General features: G+C 46.0%; 18 protein-coding genes. 6 read left to right on the forward strand and 12 right to left on the reverse strand.

The features are described 5' to 3' along the window. The first annotated feature begins 209 nt into the window (after positions 1-209). The 3 genes from NFI80_RS02865 to NFI80_RS02875 all read left to right on the forward strand — a co-directional run bounded on the left by NFI80_RS02865 (position 210) and on the right by NFI80_RS02875 (position 5,370). A complete protein-coding gene (locus tag NFI80_RS02865) occupies positions 210-2,681 on the forward strand; it encodes a TonB-dependent receptor (RefSeq protein WP_374759672.1) in 2,472 nt (823 codons plus the stop codon). A 130-nt stretch (positions 2,682-2,811) separates the two neighbouring features. Continuing rightward, positions 2,812-3,261 (forward strand): response regulator, encoded by a 450-nt coding sequence (locus NFI80_RS02870; protein ID WP_026629914.1) that lies wholly within the window; start codon positions 2,812-2,814, stop codon positions 3,259-3,261. Positions 3,262-3,375: 114 nt separating this feature from the next. Then, positions 3,376-5,370 (forward strand): PAS domain-containing sensor histidine kinase, encoded by a 1,995-nt coding sequence (locus NFI80_RS02875; protein ID WP_235164964.1) that lies wholly within the window; start codon positions 3,376-3,378, stop codon positions 5,368-5,370. Here the strand turns inward: NFI80_RS02875 and NFI80_RS02880 are convergent, their stop codons facing one another. From NFI80_RS02880 to NFI80_RS02890, 3 genes are all read right to left on the reverse strand, one after another. Continuing rightward, a complete protein-coding gene (locus NFI80_RS02880) occupies positions 5,371-6,246 on the reverse strand; it encodes a DMT family transporter (RefSeq protein ID WP_235164963.1) in 876 nt (291 codons plus the stop codon). It abuts the gene before it with no gap. A gap of 80 nt (positions 6,247-6,326) precedes the next feature. After that, positions 6,327-7,400, reverse strand: a complete 1,074-nt coding sequence (locus tag NFI80_RS02885; RefSeq protein ID WP_235164962.1) for an NADH:flavin oxidoreductase/NADH oxidase — start codon at positions 7,398-7,400, stop codon at positions 6,327-6,329. 10 nt (positions 7,401-7,410) lie between these two features. Next, the gene (locus tag NFI80_RS02890) at positions 7,411-9,648 is read right to left on the reverse strand and encodes an FUSC family protein (RefSeq protein WP_235164961.1); all 2,238 of its coding nucleotides are present in this window, start codon (positions 9,646-9,648) and stop codon (positions 7,411-7,413) included. Between the two features lie 185 nt (positions 9,649-9,833). Between NFI80_RS02890 and NFI80_RS02895 the strand changes: the two genes are divergently transcribed. Then, positions 9,834-10,406 (forward strand): GNAT family N-acetyltransferase, encoded by a 573-nt coding sequence (locus NFI80_RS02895; protein ID WP_235160152.1) that lies wholly within the window; start codon positions 9,834-9,836, stop codon positions 10,404-10,406. Between the two features lie 58 nt (positions 10,407-10,464). Here NFI80_RS02895 and NFI80_RS02900 read toward each other — a convergent pair whose 3' ends face one another. From NFI80_RS02900 to NFI80_RS02910, 3 genes are all read right to left on the reverse strand, one after another. Beyond that, entirely contained in the window at positions 10,465-10,989 is a 525-nt protein-coding gene (locus NFI80_RS02900; protein ID WP_233797736.1) for a ferritin, read from the reverse strand. Positions 10,990-11,098: 109 nt separating this feature from the next. Then, positions 11,099-11,356 carry a hypothetical protein gene (locus NFI80_RS02905; protein WP_235160153.1) on the reverse strand — a complete coding sequence of 86 codons (258 nt, stop codon included), beginning with the start codon at positions 11,354-11,356 and terminating at the stop codon, positions 11,099-11,101. Between the two features lie 232 nt (positions 11,357-11,588). Next, positions 11,589-13,259, reverse strand: a complete 1,671-nt coding sequence (locus NFI80_RS02910; protein WP_235164960.1) for a glutamine--tRNA ligase/YqeY domain fusion protein — start codon at positions 13,257-13,259, stop codon at positions 11,589-11,591. Between the two features lie 108 nt (positions 13,260-13,367). Here NFI80_RS02910 and truA point away from each other — a divergent pair, with 108 nt between their 5' ends. Next, positions 13,368-14,105: a tRNA pseudouridine(38-40) synthase TruA gene (truA, locus tag NFI80_RS02915; protein WP_235160156.1), complete on the forward strand. Its 738-nt coding sequence runs from the start codon at positions 13,368-13,370 to the stop codon at positions 14,103-14,105. Here truA and NFI80_RS02920 read toward each other — a convergent pair. From NFI80_RS02920 to NFI80_RS02935, 4 genes are all read right to left on the reverse strand, one after another. Further along, complete coding sequence (locus tag NFI80_RS02920) at positions 14,098-15,690, reverse strand: aldehyde dehydrogenase (NADP(+)) (RefSeq protein WP_235164959.1); 1,593 nt, start codon at positions 15,688-15,690, stop codon at positions 14,098-14,100. The genes truA and NFI80_RS02920 overlap by 8 nt on opposite strands. A 14-nt stretch (positions 15,691-15,704) precedes the next feature. Beyond that, positions 15,705-16,667, reverse strand: a complete 963-nt coding sequence (locus NFI80_RS02925) for an AAA family ATPase (protein ID WP_026629924.1) — start codon at positions 16,665-16,667, stop codon at positions 15,705-15,707. A 51-nt stretch (positions 16,668-16,718) separates the two neighbouring features. Then, positions 16,719-18,092, reverse strand: a complete 1,374-nt coding sequence (locus NFI80_RS02930; protein WP_233797743.1) for a peptidylprolyl isomerase — start codon at positions 18,090-18,092, stop codon at positions 16,719-16,721. An 80-nt stretch (positions 18,093-18,172) separates the two neighbouring features. After that, positions 18,173-20,470: a peptidylprolyl isomerase gene (locus NFI80_RS02935; protein WP_235164958.1), complete on the reverse strand. Its 2,298-nt coding sequence runs from the start codon at positions 20,468-20,470 to the stop codon at positions 18,173-18,175. Positions 20,471-20,814: 344 nt separating this feature from the next. Here NFI80_RS02935 and NFI80_RS02940 point away from each other — a divergent pair, with 344 nt between their 5' ends. After that, positions 20,815-21,297 (forward strand): hypothetical protein, encoded by a 483-nt coding sequence (locus NFI80_RS02940; protein WP_233797745.1) that lies wholly within the window; start codon positions 20,815-20,817, stop codon positions 21,295-21,297. 10 nt (positions 21,298-21,307) lie between these two features. Here NFI80_RS02940 and gloA2 read toward each other — a convergent pair whose 3' ends face one another. Together gloA2 and NFI80_RS02950 are read right to left on the reverse strand one after the other, a co-directional pair. After that, positions 21,308-21,697 carry an SMU1112c/YaeR family gloxylase I-like metalloprotein gene (gloA2, locus tag NFI80_RS02945; protein ID WP_235164957.1) on the reverse strand — a complete coding sequence of 130 codons (390 nt, stop codon included), beginning with the start codon at positions 21,695-21,697 and terminating at the stop codon, positions 21,308-21,310. Between the two features lie 38 nt (positions 21,698-21,735). Next, positions 21,736-22,923: an acyltransferase family protein gene (locus tag NFI80_RS02950; protein WP_255703566.1), complete on the reverse strand. Its 1,188-nt coding sequence runs from the start codon at positions 22,921-22,923 to the stop codon at positions 21,736-21,738. Positions 22,924-22,944: the final 21 nt, after the last annotated feature.

Consider the following 22,944-nt stretch of genomic DNA (forward strand, 5'->3'; position numbering starts at 1 on the left):
ACTAAAAAAGAATGCAAAGTTAGATAACCCATCCGGATAAACTTTGATTCGATGCAAAGTCAACTTCTTTAAATATCTGTGAACAGTCCAGGTCAACCCCGGAATTATTCGTCTGTCCAGTAAGTTGGTAGAGTAAAAACAATGAGAAAATAGGTTTCTATATTTGTACAAAAAAGAGAATATCGACAGAACGCTTACAAAATTTTATAATGGCTATTAAAAGCAGCATTGCAGCGAGAGGGCTCAGTAGGGCAACGGTAACGTATACGTTTGCCAGATTGGGAGTGTTAATAATGATTATTTGCGGCTGTCAGCCATTGCTTGCGCAAACTGCGAATAAATTGACCGTTACCGGGAAGATCGTTGACGGTCAGAACAACAGCCCGCTGGGATATGCGAGCATTAGGCTTTTCCGGACTGCGGACAGCACTTTTACAGCAGGTGCCATTACGGATGAAACGGGAGGGTTCGTTGTCGATATCGCTGCCGGTTCCTATTATGCGTTATCCGAATTTATTGGTTATAAACCACAAATCACCCAGGATATCAAGCTTAACGGCGCCAACTCACCCCTGAATATCGGCACCATTAAAATTTCGGGATCGGCAAGGACATTGGATGAAGTCACCGTGCAGGCAGAGAAAAGCTCAATGGAATTATCGCTGGATAAAAAGATCTTCAATGTGGGAAAAGATCTTGCTAATGCGGGTGGGACAGGCGTGGATATCCTGACCAACATTCCATCGGTTGCTGTGGATGTGGAGGGCAATGTCAGTCTCAGGGGGAGCGGAAATGTGCGTATATTAATTGACGGTAAACCTTCCGGGTTAGTGAGTATCAAGGGCGCCAGCGGCTTGCAGCAATTGCAGGGAAGCATGATCGAGCGCGTCGAGATCATTACCAATCCTTCGGCCCGATATGAGGCCGAGGGGATGGGTGGCGTAATTAATATTGTGTTAAAAAAAGAGCGTAAAGAGGGGATTAATGGCTCATTTGACATTATAACAGGTTATCCAACCAATTATGGTGCGGCTGCGAATGTAAATTACCGTCGCAAAAACCTGAACTTTTTCATCAATTATACATTGTCTTACCGGAATACGCCCGGGAAAAATTACCTCTACCAGGAGCTTTACCGCAACGATTCGACCTTCATTATGGAGCGGGATATGACATCCAATCTCAAAGGGATGAACAACAGCGCACGCGGCGGAATAGATTATTATTTTAATCCAAAAAATATTCTGACCGGTTCCTACACCTGGCGCACCAGCAAGGGAAAACGCTTTTCAACATTAAAATACAGGGATTATCTGGGGAGCGTCAACAATCTGACAAGCTTCACTAACCGGACGCAGGACGAGACCGAAACGGAACCGAACTCTGAATATTCGCTGACTTACAGGAAGACATTTAACAAGAAAGGGCAGGAGCTTACGGCTGACGTTCGGTATCTCGACAACTGGGAGGATTCGGACCAGTATTACCGGGAGAATGTTTACCGGCCCGACGGCAGTCCATCGGATATTCCGCCGCTGCTGCAACGTGCCGTGAACTATGAGACAGAAAAACAATTGCTTTTTCAGGTGGATTATGTGCATCCTTTTGGAAAAGACGGGAAATTGGAAGCCGGGGCAAGAAGCAGTTCACGCGATATGACAAACGACTATGCGGTCACGCAGGAAACCAGCGAAGGCTGGATTACTTTGCCCAATCTGACTAATGACTTCTTGTATGAAGAAAATATCAATGCAGCCTACGGGATTGTTGGAAATAAAACGGGCAAATTTTCTTATCAGGCTGGCTTGCGGGCTGAATGGACAGGTGTTACAACAGAATTAAAGCAAACCCGCGAAGTGAATGAACGCAATTATGCGAACTTGTTCCCAAGCGTCCATGTGACTTACGATTTTGCCAAGCAGAACGCATTCCAGCTGAGTTTCAGCCGTCGCGTCCGCAGGCCGCAATATAATGACCTCACCCCTTTTGCGACTTATAGTGACAATCGTAATTATTGGAGTGGCAACCCGGACCTTAACCCGGAATTTACCAATGCATTTGAGTTCGGGCACATTAAGTATATGGGCAAAGGTTCGCTGACGTCTTCACTATATTACCGCCATACGAATGGCAAAATTACGAGTATCAGAATGGTGCAGGAAGACGGAAGCTCTTACACGCGTCCCGAAAACCTGGGCACCGAAGATGCCTACGGTGCAGAATTCACAAGCTCATTTACACCTTATCAATGGTGGAAGCTCGATGGCAGCGTCAACTTTTTCCGCGCCATTACGGACGGGACGGGCCTGGACGAAGACTTCCAGAGCGATACTTACAGCTGGTTCGTGCGGATGATGTCGCGCTTCACATTATGGAAGAATACGGACGTCCAGTTAAGGGGTAATTACGAAGCGCCGCAACAGACTCCACAGGGCAAACGCAAAGCAATGGCGACGCTGGATCTGGCTGCCAGCAGGGATATTTTGAAGAACAATGGGACATTGACGCTGAGCGTGATAGATGTTTTCAACTCGCGTAAATTCAGGTCGGTCATTGAAGGGGCGAATTTCTACACGGTGAATAATTCGCAAGGCCGCAGAAGGCAGATCAACCTGACTTTAAATTACAGATTACACCAGGCAAAGAAGAAACCGAAGGAAGGTGTTGAAGGCGAATTTTAAGCGCTGAAATTTTATTAAACGGTAAAACTTTTTTAACTTTATTATGATTTGGCTGAAAATGCATTGAATGAATTCTCCATGTTTGTCGAAGGCCAGTAGAAAACGTTAACTGAGAAATTTAATACCGTATATGAGCGCTATTCCAAATAAAACTATTTTCCTTGCAGACGACGATGCAGATGACTGCATGCTGTTCGAAGATGCATTGAGAGAGGTGAGCACATCGACGGAACTTACTACGGCAAATGACGGGGTTGAATTGATCCATTTAATGGAAAATAACGTTCCGCCGCCGCCAGACGTGATTTTTCTGGACCTGAACATGCCCAGAAAAAACGGTTTCGAGTGCCTGGAACAAATCAGGAGTACAAAAGCTTGGGAGTCGATCCCCGTTGTCATATTTTCGACAACCGGACAAGAGGAAATGGTGCGGAAAGTACACGAACAGGGAGCCAATTTTTTTATAAGGAAACCAGGATCTTTCCCCAAACTGAAACAGGCCATTAAGCAGATCCTCGATATCGACTGGGCTAAGCATAATTGGAAGCCGGTTGCAGAAAATTTTTACTATCAATACTAATCCTCAATTGTTCACCTCCTAAGTTTGTAAAAAGATCTTTTATAGAAAGCAGTGGACAACTTACAGCAGCACACGGATTCAGATGATCGTGTCAACAAAACAGAATCTTACAATGTGCAAACTAACGTAGTCGATAGCGAAAGCAGGTTTAGAAATACAATGAGACAGGCGCCCGTGGGAATAGTTATCCTGCGGGGGCCTGATTTTTTTGTGGAGATGGCCAATGATACGTATCTCAGTATCATTGATAAAAGTGAAGAGGAGTTTGTCAATAAACCGCTGTTTGTTACACTTCCCGAGGTGAGGGTCTCCATTGAAGAAATCCTCAATAATGTGATCAAAACAGGCATTGCCTATAACGGGAATGAGTTTGAGATTACGATGAGGCGTTTCGGCAAGCCGGAGCAATGCTATTTCAATTTTGTATATCAGCCCATTACCGAGGAAACAGGTGAGATTTCGGGCATATTTGTGGTTGCGACGGAGGTTACCCAGCAAGTGCTTGCCAAACACCGGCTTGAACGCAGCGAAACGCAGTTCAGGACGCTGGTTACTCAGTCGCAATTTGCCAAGGCCATTGTGAAAGGCCCGGAGTTTGTGATCAGCCTTGCCAACGAAAGTATGCTTACCAACCTCTGGGGGCGGCAAATGCATGAAGTGGTTGGGCAAAGGTTGTTTGACGTTTTTCCCGAGCTGGAACACCAGAATATGGGTAAAATCCTAAGGAATGCTTACCAGACAGGTAAATTATACCGGGATAGCGAGGCATCCATGATCATTAGCGGCCCCGATGGCCCGAAGGAACATTACGTGGATTTCCAATATGCGCCTACGGTTGAAGCAGATGATGAAGTTTCGGGCATAATGATCTCCCTGAATGATGTTACCGACAAAGTAACATTTCGCAAACAGATTACGGATGCTGCGGAAAGACTTTCCCTGGCCACTGACGGAACGCAGCTTGCTACGTGGGATCTGGATCTGAAAACCAGGCACATTATCTATTCCGGCCGCCTTGCTACTATTTTTGGATTTGAAGAAACCAAACTTCTGACGCATCAGGATATGCGTGAGCTGATCCATCCGGAGGACAGGAAAGCTGTGGTGGAAAAAGCGTTCCAGATTGCTTTGGAGACCGGCACCTATTACTACGAGGCCCGTATTATCCACCCGGACGAATCGATCCATTGGATACGGACACAGGGAAAAATTATGTATGATGAGCATCACCGTCCGCACCGGATGCTCGGCACCATGATGGACATTACCGACCGGAAAGAGGACGAATTAGCACTTAAAATAAGCGAAGATAAATACAGAACATTGGCTGATGAGCTGGAATCCCAGGTTCAGCTCCGTACAAAAGAGCTTACCATTGCCAACAGCGAGCTGGTGAAGACCAATATGGAACTTGCGCAATTTGCCTATGTGGCCAGCCACGATTTGCAGGAGCCATTGCGGAAAATCCAGACATTCGCGACGAGGATACTGGAAACCGAAAATGAAAATTTGTCTGCGCGGGGTAAGGATTATTTTCAGCGGATGCAGGCGTCGTCTACCCGGATGCAGCAGCTGATTGTAGATTTGCTGGCATTCTCGCGTGCGAATGCGGTTGAAAAGCACTATGAAGAAATCGATTTAAATTTGGTCTTGCAGAGCGTAAAAGAGCAGCTCGGGGATCTGATCCATCAGGCAAATGCAGAAGTCATTAGCGATACACTGCCCGTTTGGAACATTATTGAATATCAATTCGAGCAGCTCTTTACAAATTTGATTGCCAATGCCATTAAGTTTACAAAAACTGATACTAGTCCTGTTATCGTCATCCGGTCGGGCCGCATTTCGGGCGAGCTTATCCCGGTCAATGGTGCTGAGGCGAACCAGACTTATCAATATCTGTCATTTTCTGACAATGGGATTGGCTTTGATCCCCAGTTTAAGGACCGCATTTTCCAGGTATTCCAGCGGCTGCACAACCGAAGCGCTTATGAAGGAACGGGCATCGGATTGGCTATTTGTAAAAAAATTGTAGAAAATCATCAAGGCTTGATCGATGCCATTGGCAAGCCAGGAATAGGCTCAACTTTCATTATTTATCTGCCGCTCTGATTACAAACTTGATTCGCTGTCGGCACGGTTGCGGGATTTCTGAAATGTAATGGCAATGCCGGTGAGAATGATAACGCCTCCCAGGATCATTTGCCAGGTTATTTTTTCATCAATAAAAACCCAGGCAAGCAATCCGGTAACAACCGCCTGGCTCAACAGGCTCAGGGAAACGCGCTGCGCGTCCATTTTCTGAACTGCATAACTGATAGCCAGCCAGCCGATCAATTGGCATATCAGGCCCTGAACAGCGAAAACAGCCCAAATAGCAGGCGTGAAATTCCAAAGCGGCTCTCCAAAGATTAAGCAGACAATTAGCAGGAAGACAGAAGAAACCGCCATGCTAATGGTCATGAAACTGCCGATATTCAATCGGTTAAGGATCGGTTTGCTGATCAGCATGTAAGAAGCGTACAGCATGCCGGAGAGCAGGGCCAGCGCGAAACCTTTGTCCAGACGCATTTCAAAAAAAGCCGCCGGACCGATAAGCACCACCATTCCCGCAACCGCAATAAGCGTCCCGATCCAGAAACTTGCCTTTGGCTTATTATTAAGGAAAAAGAACGATCCGACTCCCACCCAGGCAGGAGCCAGATTCGTCAGTAGCGTTGCCTGCGTCGCATTGGAATAGTGAATAGAAAGGTTCCAAACGGCTATATCAGTCGCAAAAATGATCCCGCAGAGCACAATTGGAATCCATAAATTCTTTGCGGGCCAATTGAATTTTCGCGTATACAGCATGCCGGGCAGCAAAAACAAGAACCCGAACAACATCCTGTAAAAAGCAGAAGTAATCCCTGAAACCGGTGCCCATTTGACCAAAACAGGAAAAATACTAATGCTTACAAGTCCGATAAGAAGGCTGACGCGCGGATTCATTACTAATAAAATAAATTCTTGCAAAGATAAGCATTCAACTCACCCGCATCACTTCAAGGACATTGTCGAAGTTTTCCTGATTAAAGAGTTGGCTTTGCCCGGTCGTATTGAATAGGCCAGGAAATGTCTTCGCCAAGTTCGTGTGCCGCGTGCAATGGAAAATAAGGATCACGCAGCAACTCCCTTGCCATAATGATCAGGTCGGCTTCGCCATTTTGTAAAATTTCTTCCGACTGTTTTGCCTCGGTAATCAATCCGACTGCACCTGTCAGGGCACCGGTTTCTTTCCTGATTTTTGCGGAGAAAGGCACCTGATAAGATGGGCCAACTGTGATTTTCTGGTGAGAAGCCAGTCCGCCGCTCGACACGTCGATCAGATCAACACCTTTTGTTTGCAAGATTTTCACCAATTGAACCGATTGGTCTTCGTCCCAACCATTCTCAGCCCAGTCCGTGGCCGAAATGCGCACAAATAAAGGCAGCTCTGCCGGCCAGACTTTCTGAACTTCGTCAATGATCTCGATCAGAATGCGTACGCGGTTTTCAAAACTGCCACCATACGCATCTGTACGTACATTGCTGAGCGGTGAGAAAAATTGGTGAATCAGATAACCGTGCGCGGCATGAAGCTCTATAACCTTGAAACCTGCGTCCAAAGCCCGTTTGGCCGCTTTACCAAAATCTAAAATCACCTTTTGAATACCATCCGCATCCAAGGCAAGCGGCGCCTTTTCCGAATGATGAAAAGGAATGTCCGACGCGCTCAATGGTTGCCAGCCCCCTTCATTTTCGGGCACCTGGCCACGACCTTTCCAAGCCGGATAGGTGCTGGCTTTCCGGCCAGCATGGGCAAGCTGCACGCCCGGAACTGCTCCCTGCCCTTCGATGAAAGTGGTGATTTGTTTTAGCTTCTCAATGTGTTCATCTTTCCAGATACCCAGATCTTCGGGTGAAATCCTGCCTTCCGGAGAAACGGATGTAGCCTCGGCAATCAGTAAGGATGCTCCGCCCACGGCGCGGCTTCCCAGGTGCACCAGATGCCAGTCATTGGCGAATCCGTCCACAGACGAATATTGGCACATGGGAGAAACAACGATCCGGTTTTTTAATGTGACACTTTTAATGGTAAGCGGAGTGAATAATAGGGATGACATACGTTGAATGTTAGGTTTTTAATGTTTTAATTTTTTGAAGGATTTTAATCTCATCAATGGTAATCGTACTGATCAGCTCAAACAGCCCGTTGATCGTTTTCAGATCCGACAGCATTTTCCGTGCTGGCGACTGGTCTGCCTTTTCAATTCCCATTTCTTTGATTTCCTTCTTTCTTTTCGCCAGAAGCGCTACGAGCTTTTGGTTTTGGGGCAATGATTCGCGGGCTATCTCAAAAGTGTTTTCAAGCTTTCCTTCAATAATGTCCGTAGCAGCTTTAATCTGCCGGTCGATCTGCCTGATCATGACTTCAAATTCAACCGAAAATTCGGAATACTCCAGCGTTTGCGCGTAGGTCGAGAGCGATGCAATGTAGGACGTCAACATATGGCTAGTGGCAACGAACTGGTGATATTCTTCCATGTTCAACTGCTGGCGTTTCGGCTCTGAGAGCATTTTTTGAAAGTTATCCGACAAATTCGCCATCGCAATGATCGCATCCTTCCGGAGCACTTTTAATTCGTTGATATCCAGGTCTTTCCCCGTGAATTTCGCTGCTACAACGTCAAAATACTTACGGTTTGCATCCAGTGCATCGCAGATATACTGGTTGATCTGCGTATGCTCCCAAACCGGCAGCACGTAAGACGAAATCAGATAAGCGATAATGGATCCGATGATCGTATCAATGACCCTGTCATGTAAAACCGCCGTAATCTGCTGCGGGTTCAGGAAATTGAAAGAAAGGATGACATATAATGTAATGGTTGTGGAAGCAATGAAGTAGTTGATCTTCAAAAAGCTGTATGCCATGATCATTGCCAGCATCATAATGATGAACAATGCAGTCCCGTCCTGGATCAGATACAACAGCATGAAGCCTGTGAAAACGCCCACAAGCGTTCCCCCGATCCGGTGTACGTTCCGCTGTTTGGTAATGCTGAAAGCCGGTTTAAGGATCACAACAATCGTCAGGAGAATCCAGTAACCATGACCTACCGTCAGAAAAAGAGAGATGATGTAGCCGATCAGAAGCCCTAGCGTAATCCTTAATGCATGTCTGAAATGGCTGGATTTCAACGAAAGATTGTCCAGCAGGATGCGGGGATGGTATTCTTGCTTCGGAATAAAATTCTCGGCTTCAACATTTAATTTATAACCTTTACCCACCTCTGCATCATACGTGGTCGCCCGGTGCAGCTTTTTCACACGTTCTGTAACGTCCTGCAAACTATTGAGAATCTGGCGCAGCATCATGAAATCCTCCATGTTATCGTGCGTCATTTTATGCTCACGCATATTTTCAAAAGCCCGCTGACATTTATTAAATGCTTCGTCCAGGTCGCGCTTCGGGTGGGAGGGTGATCCACTCTGGATTGCGAGGCCAATTTGTTGGATCTCAGCTGATAACCAGGTAATATAGGTGCCGAAAAGCCTTAAAACCTGGGTGTGATCAAATGCCCGATGGAGGTTCGCGTAATTTTGCTGCGAGTTCAGGATTCTTTCGAATAAGTCGATGCTATCCAGGAACATCAGCATCAGGATCCGGCTTTTATTCGTCGATTCTGTAACAATTTCCCTTGTTTTAAAAAGTATCTCGCGCAGGTTTTCGTGGTTTTCACGGAGCGTAACCTGCTGGTGGATCATCCGGTTAAAGAGGTCGTCATAGTCGGGATTTGCAAAATAATACCCTGCTTTGATCCAGAGCAGCTTGCCTAATTCCACGAAATTTTCTCCCAAAAGCTGCTGGATCAGCTTATAAGGAAGTAATTTCTGCAAGATCATAAACAGGACAAAATACCAGATCCCGCCAGCCGCAAATATGGCGGCGGTGCGCAGAACCATATCGCCGCTCAAATGATCATCAATGTTGAAAACAAAAACAAGCAAGGCAATAAGGCCGATACTATTCACCCGGTTTCCATAAACACCGACCAGTGAAAAGAACATCCCGAAAACAACGATTTCGAGAAATATGATAAAGTGAATGTGCCGGAGAAAGCCGGTAATGCATGCAACCAAAAAACACGTCGCAATGGCAATGAGCAGTGAGTTGCGCCTTCTGGTGTGCGGGCCGGGATTGTCCGTTGATCCAATCAGCAATGTGCCCAGCGGGAATGCGATCATCTCGCCCAATATGCCGAAATGTTGAAAAATAAGGCTCGGGACAACCGCACCCAAGGTTAATCTTACGCCCGTGGAAAGGTAATGACTTGAAATAAATTTTTTGAATTCGTCGAGGTAATTCATGAAAACGGCAATCGGTAGCTGTGCAATACTACTTATTAATAATCCACAAGCAACAAAACGCGTTCCAAATATCAGGATTATTTGTGTCGGGATAGCCGTCACGGATATTGCGTTGTTTTTGTATTTTTGGTAAATCCCGAACCGGATTGCTTCCGGAAACAGCTTTTTAACGGAATCAGAACACAATGCTATTTGTAAACTTTGACACCTTTCCGACATTGCAGACAGACCGTTTGCTTCTGCACGCAATGTCAGAAAAGCATGTGGCGGATATGTTCAGATTGCGAAGCAATCCGCTTGCTATGCAGTACATTGGAAAGCCCTTGATGCAATCGGAAAGCGATGCAAAGGATCTGATTGATGCTTATTCCAGAAATCTGCGGGATAAGATTGGCATTACCTGGGGCATTTCAATGAAGCGTGTGGAAGGCCTGCAAGAAAACACTGGCCTGATAGGCACCATAGGCTTTCACAAAATGGATCTTTATAATCACCGCGCTGAGATCGGTTATATGATCCATCCGGAACATTGGTTAAAAGGCCTAATGAGCGAGGCTGTCAGGCGGATTATTGACTACGGTTTTAAAAACATGCAGTTTCACAGCATTGAAGCTAAAATAAGCCCTGATAATCAAGCTTCAAGAAAGATTTTGCTGAAACACGGTTTTGAGAGAGAGGCTTATTTTAAGGAAAGCTTTTATGAGAATGGTAAATTCCTCGATACTGAGATTTACTCGCTCCTTAACAAAACGGCATAAAAAATAGCTGCACCTTGCGGGACAGCTATTTTACTTTATATAAATACCTTAACTTGGCTTAGTTCTCAGAGCCGATTTTCAAGATTGCCTTGTCAATGAAGTACTGACCAGTTCCTTCTTCGCCGATCACGTCAAATAGTTCAATAGCGCGGCGTGCGTTGTCTTCTTCCTCAATTTGCTCATTTACAAACCATTGCAGGAAGCTTTCCGTGCCATAATCTTCTTCTCTGCGGCTCTGCGTAACAATGCGGTTGATAGATTGCGTTACTGCAATCTCGCTTTGCAATGCTGCTTCGAACACGCTTCTGAATGTTGCAAACTCTTGTTTTACTGCTGCTACTTCCGGTGAAACGGCAGTTCCGCCCACAGTCATGATGTAATTGAATATTTTAAGCATATGTCCGCGCTCTTCGTCAGACTGCTTAAGGAAATATTTTGCGCTGTTTTTGAATCCGTTACGGTCACACCATGAAGCCATGGCCAGATATTTTGCAGAAGCTTCCGCTTCCATCTTTACCTGATTGTTCAAAAGTATTTCTATTTCCTCTTTCAGGGATGTCCGTTGTCTTAATAAATCTCTCATGGTTACTTTCTTTTATTTGTATTAACAAGTACAAATATCATGCGAAAGTTCAGCATTGCAAACGAAACCCGAAATTTGGAATTGGTCTAATATGATCGAAATGAGCTATTTAGACTAATTCCGGCTCGCTAAACAGAAGTTGGTGCAGAAGGGAATTGAGTTCGATTGCGAAGTGGGTGCCGTTTACCAGTTCTCTCAACTGGATCAGCTCGCAAAGGGTAAGCTTTTGGTAAATGTTAAGCTGAGGCGCTTCAACAAACTCATAGTCAGACTCATCTGACAGGTCAAAAATCTTGCTGTGAATGTCAATATTGTTAATGAAGCGGCGGAAACTCAAAAAGTCCTGAATCCTGAACGAAGCCTGCATTTCACCAAAATGAAGAATGATCTTAGAAGTTAAATCGCACTGTAAGCTAGATCCTTTCGCAGTACTAAACAATTCATTTGGGGTATTCACTGACAGCAATCTATTTGAATCGTGGAAATTGTTGCACAAATATAACCGCAAACTAAATGTCAAGCAAGTTTATTTGTAAGCAATCTAATTACATGGAAGAAGAACTTTCCATATAACCAGATTGCTTTTAATGTCTGCAATGCTAATTCCCAGCCTTGGCCCAGTTGTCTCTTAATGTTACTGTTCTGTTGAAAACGAGTTTTTCGGCGGTGCTGTCTGGGTCTTTGGCGAAGTAACCTTTTCTTAGGAATTGGAATGATTCGCCTTCTTTGGCTTCATTAAGTGCCGGTTCGGCATAACCTGTGATGATTTCCAGTGAATTGGGATTGATGTAATCTTTGAAATCACCCTCTTCCGAAGATGGATCTTCAACGGAGAAAAGACGGTCGTAAAGGCGAACTTCGACTTCCTGCGCGTGTGGAACGGAGACCCAGTGCAATGTCCCTTTTACATTGATGCCGGTCGTATCATGCCCGCTCTTGCTGTTTTCGATGTATGAGCAATGCACTTCTTTGATTTCGCCATTTTCGTCTTTTACAAAATCATCACATTGAATGATGTATGCACTTTTCAGTCGGACCATTTTTCCAGGCGCCAAACGGAAATATTTCTTGGATGGCGTTTCCATAAAGTCCTCTTTCTCAATATAAATCTCCCTTGAAAAAGGAACTTCGCGGTTCCCTGTTGCTACGTCCTCCGGATTGTTTTCACTGTGGCACATCTCCGTAACACCTTCCGGGAAGTTGGTAATGATCACTTTCAAAGGATCCAAAACCACCATTCGGCGGAGCGCTTTTTTGTTCAAATCTTCGCGAACGCAAAATTCAAGCAAACCTACATCGATCATGTTTTCGCGTCGCGCTACACCGATCCGCTCACAGAAATCTCTGATGCTTTCCGGCGTGTAACCTCTCCTGCGCAAGCCGCTGATGGTCGGCATTCTAGGATCATCCCAGCCGTTTACATGCTTTTCCTGAACCAGTTGCAGCAACTTCCGTTTGCTGGTCACAGTGTAATTCAGGTTGCGGCGTGCGAATTCGTATTGATGCGATGGATATATGCCTAGCTTTTCAATGATCCAGTCATACAATTCCCGATGCGGCACAAATTCTAATGTGCATATAGAATGTGTAACCGTTTCAATCGAATCGCTTTGGCCATGCGCAAAGTCGTACATGGGGTAAATGCACCATTTGTTGCCTGTGCGATGGTGATGGGCGTGTTTGATCCGGTAAAGGATCGGGTCACGCATGAGCATATTGATGTGCGCCATGTCAATTTTGGCGCGTAATGTGCGGCTTCCGTCAGGAAAACCACCATTTTTCATTTGTTCAAAAAGCGCAAGGTTTTCTTCAACCGAACGGCTCCTGTAAATGCTGTCTTTCCCGGGTTCCGTCGGAGTGCCTTTAAGCAGCGCTATTTCCTCGGAAGTTGAATCGTCCACATAGGCCAGCCCTTTGTTGATCAGCTCAACGGCATATTCATATAATGTATCGAAATAATCGGAAGCGTAAAGTTCGTTTTCCCATTCAAAACCCATCCACCGGATATCGTTTTTAATGCTTTCCACATATTCCGTATCTTCGGTAACCGGGTTGGTGTCGTCGAAACGAAGGTTTGTATAGCCAGGGAATTTTTTGGTCAAACCAAAATTCAGGCAAATGCTGGATGCATGGCCGATATGTAAATAGCCGTTTGGTTCGGGTGGAAATCGGGTGATGATCTGGGTGTATTTTCCTGCCTGCAAATCCGCCTCCACAATTTCCTCAATAAAATTCAGGCTTTTCTCTTCTTTTTTCTCTTCCGTAATCATACTAACTGGAAATATTTTTCGATTTTCAAAGTTAACCTTCTTCCGAACATTTTCAGCAAGGAACCGCTGCAAATCGCAAATCCGGGCTGTTTCCGTTACTTTTGCAAAATGCGCTATTTTCTCGAATTCAGCTATAAAGGAACGGCCTATAATGGCTGGCAAAAACAAAACAATGCATTAGGCGTCCAGCAGGTGCTGGAAGAAGCACTCGCGAAAGTCCTGAGGTTACCCATTGAAATCACAGGCAGCAGCAGGACAGACACCGGCGTACATGCAGAACAACAATTTGCGCATTTTGATTTAGAAAATGAGATAGCCGATTTTGAGCTGCTGATTTACAAGCTTAATGGGCTTATTCCCAGGGACATTGCTGTAAAGCGCATCATTCCGGTTGGGAATGACATTAACTCCCGTTTTGCAGCCACGCACCGCAAATATGAATACCGCATCACGAAACGCAAAAATCCTTTTCTAACTGATCTGGCTTTTCAATTAAAAGCGGATCTTGACATTGAGCAAATGAACGAAGCGGCAGCGCTGCTGTTGCAATACAATGATTTCGAGAGTTTTAGCAAGATCCACACACAAGTGAATAATTTCAGATGCACGATTAAGGAGGCAATTTGGATTGAAGCGGGAGATATGCTCGTTTTTCATATCCGTGCAAACCGTTTCCTGCGCGGAATGGTTAGGGCGCTGGTAGGGACGCTGCTGGAAGTAGGAAAAGGTAAGCGGAGCGTTGCTGAATTCGAACAGGTTATCCTGGCAAAAAACAGAAAAGCAGCAGGCGCCCAGGCACCTGCGGAAGGTCTTTTTCTGGTTGAAGTGGGCTATGATTTTATTTAATGGCCTCCTGGCTGAACTGATTGTTAACCAGCCTGAAAATGCCCAGCGGATTGCTGTTCTTCAACTCATCCGGCAGCAGTGCGTCGGGCCAGCCCTGAAATGATTGCGGACGGACAAAACGTAGGATCGAATGTCTGCCAACAGAAGTGAATTTTGCATCCGCAGTTGCCGGAAAAGGCCCTCCATGATGCATAGAAGGGCAAACCTCCACGCCGGTAGGAACGCCATTCAGGATAAATCGGCCGGATATTTGTGCGAGCTTGTCTACAATAGCCTGGTGCGCGTGGACCTCATGCTCTTCTGCCATCAGCGAGCAGGTAAGCTGTCCTTTTAAATGTGAAATCGCTTCAAGCATTTCACCCGTATCCTCACAAATGACAAGCAGCGAAAATGGTCCGAAAACTTCTTCATGTAATTTTGGATTGGCAATAAAGCTTTGCCCGGAAACTGTTGCTATGGATGCCTGCGCCTGATTTTCTCCCTCAGACATTTGCTCTGAAACGGCGAGTCTGGAAACATCTTCCTGTTCAAACGCATGATCGCGGAGCTTGTAATAATTTTTACAAATGCCCGCCGTAAGCATTGTGGCAGATGTGGTTTTCAGGATTTCATTTTTATAAGAGTCCGCAAATGCAATCAGGCCCTGCGTTTTAGTAACAAACACAAGTCCGGGATTGGTACAGAATTGTCCGGCGCCCAGGCTTACCGAACCTGCAAGCGTTTTCCCAAATTCCAATGCATTGTGTTCCAGATAGTCAGGAAGAACAACGATGGGGTTAACGCTGCCCATTTCAGCAAAGACGGCAATGGGTTCCTCGCGCTCCTGCGCCATTTTAAACAGCGCCATTCCACCTTTCATAGAACCTGTAAAACCAACAGCCTTACTGGCAGGATGCTTAACCAATGCTGTCCCCACTTCAAAACCATCGTCATATAGCATGGAAAAAACGCCATCAGGCATTCCTGTCCTTTGCGCAGCTTTTACAATGGCCTGCGCCGTCAGATCGCTTACGCCGGGATGTGCTGCGTGGGCTTTTACAATGACCGGGTTTCCGGCCGCCAAAGCCGGGCCTGTGTCCACACCGGCTACGGAATACGCGAAAGGGAAGTTACTGGAACCGAAAACGATAACCGGACCAATCGGAACGAGCATTTTCCGGATGTCGGGCTTGGGAACGGGCGTGCGGTCGGGTAGGGCGGTGTCGATGGATGCATCCACCCATGAGCCCTCGCGAAGCAATTCCGCAAATTGAGTCAGCTGATTGATCGTGCGCGCGCGTTCACCTTGCAGGCGGGCCATGGGCAGGCCTGTTTCCAGATTTGCTCTTTCAAGTAAGACGTCGCCAATCGCCAGGATCTCTTCGGTAATGGCAATCAGAAAATCAGCTCTTTTCGCGGCAGGAATTTTTGCATATTCGCTGAAAGCCTTTTTGGCAAGCGCCATAGTATTTTCGACTTCTTCAATCGTCGCCGTATGGAAATTTTCAGGGAGAAATGAATCTTTGGCTGGCACATAGGATTGAAATGTGCGGTCGCCCTGGCTAGAAAGTGAATAGCCAATGTAGTTTTTACCTTTGATTTCCATAAGTTAAGATTGTGTCAGACGAGACGTGCAATGATGTCATCTACTGAAATTCCTTCGGCTTCGGCTTTGAAATTCCGGATGATTCTGTGCCGTAACACGGGTAATGCAACTGCTTTTACGTCCTCAATGTCGGGAGAATATTTACCTGAAAGCAATGCGTTGCATTTGGCTGCCAGGATCAGCGCCTGTGAGGCACGGGGACCTGCGCCCCAGTCGAGGTAATCGTTGGTGTCTTTTACGGCAAGGCCGGCAGCGGGCCTGGTTTTGTGGACCAGTTTCACCGCATATTCAATGACGTGATCGGTTACCGGAACGCGTCTTACCAAATGCTGGAAATCCATGATCTCCTCGGAAGTCACGACTTTTTTAACCTGGTAACGAACGTCGTTGGTGGTGTTTTTAACAATGTTTACTTCCTCTGCATAGGAAGGATAATCCAGCTGGATCATGAACATAAAGCGGTCGAGCTGGGCTTCTGGCAGGGGATAAGTTCCTTCCTGCTCAATGGGGTTTTGAGTAGCGAGTACGAAGAAAGGACGTTCCAGCGCATGCTTTGCTCCCGCGATTGTAACAGAATATTCCTGCATCGCTTCCAGCAGCGCAGATTGCGTTTTGGGTGGCGTCCTGTTGATCTCATCGGCCAGGATAATGTTGGCAAAAACAGGCCCCTTGATAAACTTGAAATTGCGGTTCTGATCCAATGTTTCAGACCCCAGAATGTCTGACGGCATTAAGTCAGGCGTAAACTGGATCCGGTTGAAATTGAGGTCTAGCGAAGAAGCAATCGTCTGGATGAGAAGCGTTTTGGCTAGTCCGGGCACACCCACCAAAAGGCAATGGCCCTGGCAGAAAATCGCGGTCAGTAGTCCTTTAACAACCTCATCTTGCCCGATTATTACATTTCCAATCTCACTCCGGATTTTATCATAAGCTACTTTCATAGCTTCGGCAGCTTCAACGTCCGATGAATACTTCACAATGTGTCAGATTAAATTTTCAATTCCTTAACCGCAATCCTGTCCTGAAAGCTAAATATCGTTTGCCAAAGCCTCTAATCCGAGCACTTTACAATCTTTATATTCAGGCTCGATGCTGATGAAAACGTCGCCCTGCGCTTTTTTAAACCATTCTTCCAATGCATTGTTTCGTTTGTTACTCAACACGATCTGAGCCAGTTTCTCGTAATCATCACGAAGATTGGCCGTATGCGGCTCCGATTTGCTCTTGTACCAGATGATACGCATGGCGCTTCTTCCATCTTCGGTACGATAGGCAACCGGTTTGCTCAATTCGCCCACTTTCATGGTGTCGATAGCAAAATATAGTGCCGGGTCCATAGAAGCATCCAGTGTAAGACGAGCTAAACCTGTATTTCTATCCATGATCAAACCACCCGATTCGGCTGTTTCTTTATCTTCCGAGTTGTCCAAAGCCGCTTTCGCGAATTTCAATGTATCGATTTCAATCAGATTTCTAAGACTATCCAGGGCGCGGACCGCAGAAGTCATATCTGTTCCTTTGTTATAATCAGGACGAAGCAGGATGTGTCTGGCGTGATATTCAGCGCCGCGCGTTTCGATGAGCTTGATCAAGTGAAAACCAAATTGCGACTCAACGATATCCGACATTTCACCTGGTTTCAATGATAATGCAGCTCCTTCAAACTCGGGAACCATTGCACCACGTTTGGCGAAGTTCAGGTCACCGCCATTTTTTGCTGAACCAAGGTCTTCTGAATAGATCTGCGCCAATGTAGCGAAGTCTTCACCTTTTTCAGCGCGTTGCTTCAATTCAAGCAATTGTTGTTTTAGCTTGTCCTTCTGCTCGCGGGTAACTGTTCCCAGCTTCACAATGTGGCCGATTTCGACTTCGGAAGGAATGTAAGGAAGGCTGTCTTTCGGAATGGAATTAAAAAACTTGCGCACTTCATTCGGCGTAATTTTTACATTGCCAGAAATGGTCCGCTGCATTTTTTCTACGATCTTTTGCTCCTTCACCTGCGTGCGAAGCTCGCTTTTCAGGTTTTCAATGCTTTTACCGTAGGCTTCTACAATATTCTTTTCGGATCCGAAACGCTGCACCATATAGCCCATTTTGGCATCAAGCTCGCCGTCGACTTCTTTGTCTTCCACCACAACCGAGTCAATTTCGGCTTTGGCAAGAAGCATTTTGTTGATAATAAGTGATTCCAGAAGCTGGCATTTTTCGGGCGCGGCGCGTCCTTCTGCTTTGTATTGATTATACATTTCCTCCAATTCGGAGTTCAGAATGTAGTGATTGTCAACCCGGGCAATGATTTTATCAATGCTGATCCCCTGCTGCCCCTGTCCGAAACTGATGAGACTGAAAAACAGTGAGAATACTGCTATCAGACCGGGCGCAATTACTTTATTTATTTTCATATGGTTATTTGATTCTCCTTAATCTGTTCGGGTTACTATGGTTTTGATTACAAAACGGTTTACGAAATGCTAAAATACGCTTAACGCTTAATTTTTTCTAATTCTTGCGCATTCACTTTAATAGGGAATTTCGCTTCCAGCCGGTTTACCAACTGTTTTTCCAACTCTTTCTGGTAATCGTTGATCACGCTTCCACGCGCTTCTGCAAATGTCTTCCCGCGTGACGGCTCTATTTTTTGTACGGAAGTCCAGAAAACCATGTTGTTGTCCGTCACAGTTTGTTCACCTGTCTGCCATTTGAATCGGGCAAATAAAGGGTTGTCCTTTGTAAAATATCCATCCCGGATCATAACGGCGTCGGGAGCGTCTGCATTATAGACCTTCTCCACGTCACCTTTCGACTGGCTGTAAAACTGGAAGCCTACACGTCGGTTGCGGTCGGCTTCGGCCGTTTGCCTGAACGAGCCATAGTCTTTTTCAATGATCCGTAAAATCGGGATATTCCGGCCATTCAAATACTTTACAACATTCCTGATGCGGTTGGCAGATGTGATCTCACTTTCGTCCGCTGACCTGTAACCTGCAATTTCTACAATGTAATCAGGATTCTTTTCCATTACAATATAAACGTCGGTCAGCGCATCAAGTTGCTCATTATCAATTTCGCTGGCATTGGCTGCGAACAATATTTCCTTCGATCTCCGTTCCAGCTTGTAAGGGCTCTGTGCCAATGTTCTTTTGATCGCATTCACCGTTTGCGTGTCCTTGGCCGACACAATGGTCGCCAGCACACGTTCCGGGAACTGATAGCGCTCCTTATGCTGGTCATAGAACGCCTTTTGACCCGTCGAATCCGTCAATGAACGTCCCCATACATTCTCCTCCATTACTTGTGAAAGCAGCACCCCTTCTTTAATCTCGCTGATCAGGTTCCGGAACTCAGCATTGGTCTCTTCCAAATGTTCCTTTTCAAAATCAGCCAGGCTTTCCGTCAAATAGTCATTATAATATTTCCGAAACACAACCGCAGGCGATGCATCTTTCGGTTTAACCTGTTGCTTTCTTTTTACATAATTCAAAAAGCCCAGTGCATCGTACGATTGCTCTTCAATCTTAAATAACGCAACCGAAGCCCAATCTGTTGATACTGCACTTAAATAATCCCAATTTCCACTGGTAATGCTGCTGTCTCCCAACGCCGCAACCGTTTTCCACTGTTCCGCAAATTCCTGGACTTTGTATTTTTCCCTGAGCCGTTTCGCATTGGCTTGTTCCAGCACTTTTCCTCTCGAATCCGTCACCACTTTTTTCCGCAGCGATGGCGCCATGGTTGCATATGGTTCCAGGCTGCGCTTTTCGGCCAGTCGCACAATGTGCCATCCATACATGGTCAGCACAGGTTTGGAATAGGCGTTCACCTTGGTCAATGCAAAGGCCGCTTCTTCAATTTCAGGCACCATTTGCCCGATGCCAAACATGGGGAGTAACCCGCTGTTTTTCCTGGATTGTTTATCGTCTGAAAAACTTTCCACGACTGCTTCCCAATCTTCACCGCTTTGTAACAGTGCATAGGCTTCATCGATCCGCGCTTTTGCAGACTCTTTCTGCGCCGCAGTTCCTGCCGTATCCTGCTGAACCATGATATGCGCAATCCGAACCATCCCCCGGTTCGAACGGCGATCCGTTACTTTCACCAGATGATAGCCTCCCTTCGTACGCACGGGCTGCGAAACTTTTCCGACGGGCAACGTATAAGCTGCCGTTTCTATGGGATATAAGGTCTGAAAAGCGGTAAAATAACCCAGATCGCCTTTGGTTTTTGATGCAACGGGATCTTTCGAGAATTTTGCGGCCAGGTCGCCGAAGTCATTGCCGTCCTCCAATCTTCCCCTCAATGCGATGGCCGCGCGGTAGGCTTCCAAAGTATCGGCCGGAGAAGCATCTTCCGAAACACCGATCAGTATATGGGAAGCTCTCACTTCCTGCTTCAGGCGGTTATAAGCTTCATTCGAGAGTTTTTCGACAAGTGATTTGTCAACCAGGTGGTTTTTTGCGAGCTGTTCGCGGTAGGAGGTGATTTCTTCTTTATAGTCCTGAGTGGTGTCTTTTCCTTCTTGCTTGGCATGCAGGACCTTTATTTTAAGGTCTTTGTATAAATTAAAATATTCTTCCGGAGTTAACTCACGCGTTGAATCAGAAGCATTTTTGTTTTTATTATATGAATCCTGGTAATCCTCAATCGAAAATTTCTCGTTCCCAATTTCCAGTAAGGCGGGCGTTTCGGTTACTACTGCTGCTTGTTGAGGAGGTGCGGTTGTTTTACAGGAGCTTACGGCTAAAACCGCAAGCAGGGCAATGTTGTATTGTATTTTAGGCATATCTACAAATCGAATTTTAAAGGGGCTTCCGGCAATATACGGCTGCCTTACGACGCTGGTAAAGCCGGCAAAGTTAGACGCTTTCCGAACAGATCAAAAATATAACGTACGGCCAGGCGATTTGTTCTCTGTTGTCCACAGTAGCTATGATTTTCAGTATGGCGTGATCGCCCCACTGCAAACGTTTGCAACATGGCCATTCTTAGTAAGCCGGTGTAGAAGTCCATCTATTTGTACTCCTGCATGAATCTTTGGTTTAATTATTATAAATGCCCTTTTTTGGCGTTTCAGGCACAATTTTTTTAGCGGACGCGGGCAAAAGTAGTTCTTAAAAAAGGTTGGTTATGGAAGAGAGTAGAAAAAATGATTTCGTTCAGGCAATCAGAGCATTGTGGATCGAGCAGAAAACCAGAGAACTCCTTTATTTAGAAGCATTGAAGAAGGATAATATGGGCCCTTGCAGGCGCATTCTCAGCCAGGGCCATGTAAGTGCTTTATTATTCCAGAAGGAGATCAAATGGATTTATGATTATTTTAAGTGTTTTCTGACGGACAAAGAGTTGGGCGAAACCAATCATATCACAGCCCGGACAGCATTAAAACTGCTGGAAGACGTGGAAGAAAAAGAAGAAATCGCAACTTGTCTAAAAAAGGTAGAAGCAGCTACATTGCAGCTCTACAAAAAGCTGCGTACTTACGTTGATAAGGATTCCGAAGCGAGACAAATGCTGGACGAACACTTGGTGCGTATCTCTGAGTTTTACGAATCTTTATGCAAGCTGGAAGTTGGAACCAGAAGCAGGGTAGGTTATACCGCTGCTGCCTGATCCGCAAAAATCAGATCTCATATAATTCAATAGGCAGGTCGTCAGGATCGGCAAAGAATGTAAATTTTTTGCCGGTAAATTCATCCACTCTCACAGCCTCAGTAACAATCCCCTTTTTTCGCAACTGCGCAATCGCCGGTTCAATATCATCCACCTGAAAGGCAATGTGCCGCAAGCCGGTCGACTCGGGCCGCGACGGGCGCTTAGGCGGGCTCGGGAAGGAAAATAGCTCGATAATGTATTGCCCGTTGAGGGAAAGATCAAGCTTATAAGAATCCCTTTCTGATCTGTATACCTCTCTTTCAATCTCAAAACCCAGGATATCAGTATAAAAGTGCTTGGATTTGTCGTAATCCGAGCAAATGATGGCAATGTGGTGTACGGCTTTGAGTAGTTTCATGATACAGGAATATAGGGCTCAAATATAGACCGCATATTTTAAATCCTGATAAATATCTTTCGCACGTATAGCCAATACAGGATCGCCCATTCCACCAGCAGGATAATTGCACCGCGAACCAACGGCTGATAATTTTGCCCGAGGAGCAGGTCATAGTTTTGGCTGACATTGATGCGGAATGAACTGTCTATAAAGCTGACAATGGTTTCAGCCATAACGTAGGCCACAATTGAATTGGTGCCTATGACGATAAGCGGGAAGAAGAACCGCTGCTTTTGTTTTACATCAACAATAAAGTAAAATCCAGCCAGGAAAAACATACAAATTCCTCCGCTGAAAAGCGTCCATGCGGGCGTCCATATGCGTTTCACGATGGGGTTAATGCCCGCGAAATTAAGGATCAATGCCAGCGCCAGCAGGAGTGCTGCTGTTATAGCGAGGCGTTTGAGCAACCAGGCGGAAGATGTGGCGGATTTAAGCCATTTCCCTGCAATAAGGCCGAGGATCATGGTTCCTAATGTGGGAATGAAACTCAATGTGCTATATCCGCCTCCGTTGAATTTAAATGTTTCGGGGCGTGGAAATAAATTCAGGAACCAGCGATCAAACGCCCACGCAATGTTTGTATTCTTGTTCCAATGTGCGGCAAAGCCTTTAAGGTTGTGCTCCCAGTTGGCAACATTGCCCGTTTCCGACCAGTCGAAATATGGCCCGGGCAGGCTGTATAAGGCGAATGCGAGTCCGTATGCAAGTAATATCCCGCCTAGCGCGCCCCATTGCGTGCGTTCGCCCGTAAAGCCGAGCGCAAACAGGATCGGATAGCCTAAGCCGATCTGGGTTAATGTGTCTTCGAATGTAAAATTGGTTTGCTCACTGTGCATGGAACGCAGGAAAATGCCAAGCAAAATCAACGTCAGCGACCTCCTGAATGTATGCAGCCACATTACAGTCGTACTTTGTTCCCGGCTTGCACGGCTGGCGATAGAGTAGGGAAGTGCCACCCCGACCAAAAACGAGAAAGAAGGCTGAATCATGTCGTGCAAGGAGCAGCCTACCCATTCCACATGACTTTGATGATAATCCAGAAATGCCCAAAATGCACTGCCCGGAAAGGCTTCCGCGACTTTTCCCAGCCGCAACACTTCGGCCATCATCAGGAACATTACAAATCCCCGATAGGCATCGATGGAGGAAACACGTTTCGGCGCGGGTATATACTCTTTCAAATTTTGATGGGTTTAGTCAGA

The organism is Dyadobacter chenhuakuii, assembly GCF_023821985.2.
In the GTDB taxonomy this organism is placed as follows: domain Bacteria; phylum Bacteroidota; class Bacteroidia; order Cytophagales; family Spirosomataceae; genus Dyadobacter; species Dyadobacter chenhuakuii.

Coding starts and splice junctions, on each gene's coding strand:
- NFI80_RS02935 (WP_235164958.1), bottom strand. CDS start 20,470: ATGCCTAAAATACAATACAACATTGCCCTGCTTGCGGTTTTAGCCGTA.
- truA (WP_235160156.1), top strand. CDS start 13,368: ATGCGCTATTTTCTCGAATTCAGCTATAAAGGAACGGCCTATAATGGC.
- gloA2 (WP_235164957.1), bottom strand. CDS start 21,697: ATGAAACTACTCAAAGCCGTACACCACATTGCCATCATTTGCTCGGAT.
- NFI80_RS02920 (WP_235164959.1), bottom strand. CDS start 15,690: ATGGAAATCAAAGGTAAAAACTACATTGGCTATTCACTTTCTAGCCAG.
- NFI80_RS02880 (WP_235164963.1), bottom strand. CDS start 6,246: ATGAATCCGCGCGTCAGCCTTCTTATCGGACTTGTAAGCATTAGTATT.
- NFI80_RS02910 (WP_235164960.1), bottom strand. CDS start 13,259: ATGATTACGGAAGAGAAAAAAGAAGAGAAAAGCCTGAATTTTATTGAG.
- NFI80_RS02905 (WP_235160153.1), bottom strand. CDS start 11,356: ATGCAGGCTTCGTTCAGGATTCAGGACTTTTTGAGTTTCCGCCGCTTC.
- NFI80_RS02900 (WP_233797736.1), bottom strand. CDS start 10,989: ATGAGAGATTTATTAAGACAACGGACATCCCTGAAAGAGGAAATAGAA.
- NFI80_RS02895 (WP_235160152.1), top strand. CDS start 9,834: ATGCTATTTGTAAACTTTGACACCTTTCCGACATTGCAGACAGACCGT.
- NFI80_RS02930 (WP_233797743.1), bottom strand. CDS start 18,092: ATGAAAATAAATAAAGTAATTGCGCCCGGTCTGATAGCAGTATTCTCA.
- NFI80_RS02885 (WP_235164962.1), bottom strand. CDS start 7,400: ATGTCATCCCTATTATTCACTCCGCTTACCATTAAAAGTGTCACATTA.
- NFI80_RS02890 (WP_235164961.1), bottom strand. CDS start 9,648: ATGAATTACCTCGACGAATTCAAAAAATTTATTTCAAGTCATTACCTT.
- NFI80_RS02940 (WP_233797745.1), top strand. CDS start 20,815: ATGGAAGAGAGTAGAAAAAATGATTTCGTTCAGGCAATCAGAGCATTG.
- NFI80_RS02865 (WP_374759672.1), top strand. CDS start 210: ATGGCTATTAAAAGCAGCATTGCAGCGAGAGGGCTCAGTAGGGCAACG.
- NFI80_RS02870 (WP_026629914.1), top strand. CDS start 2,812: ATGAGCGCTATTCCAAATAAAACTATTTTCCTTGCAGACGACGATGCA.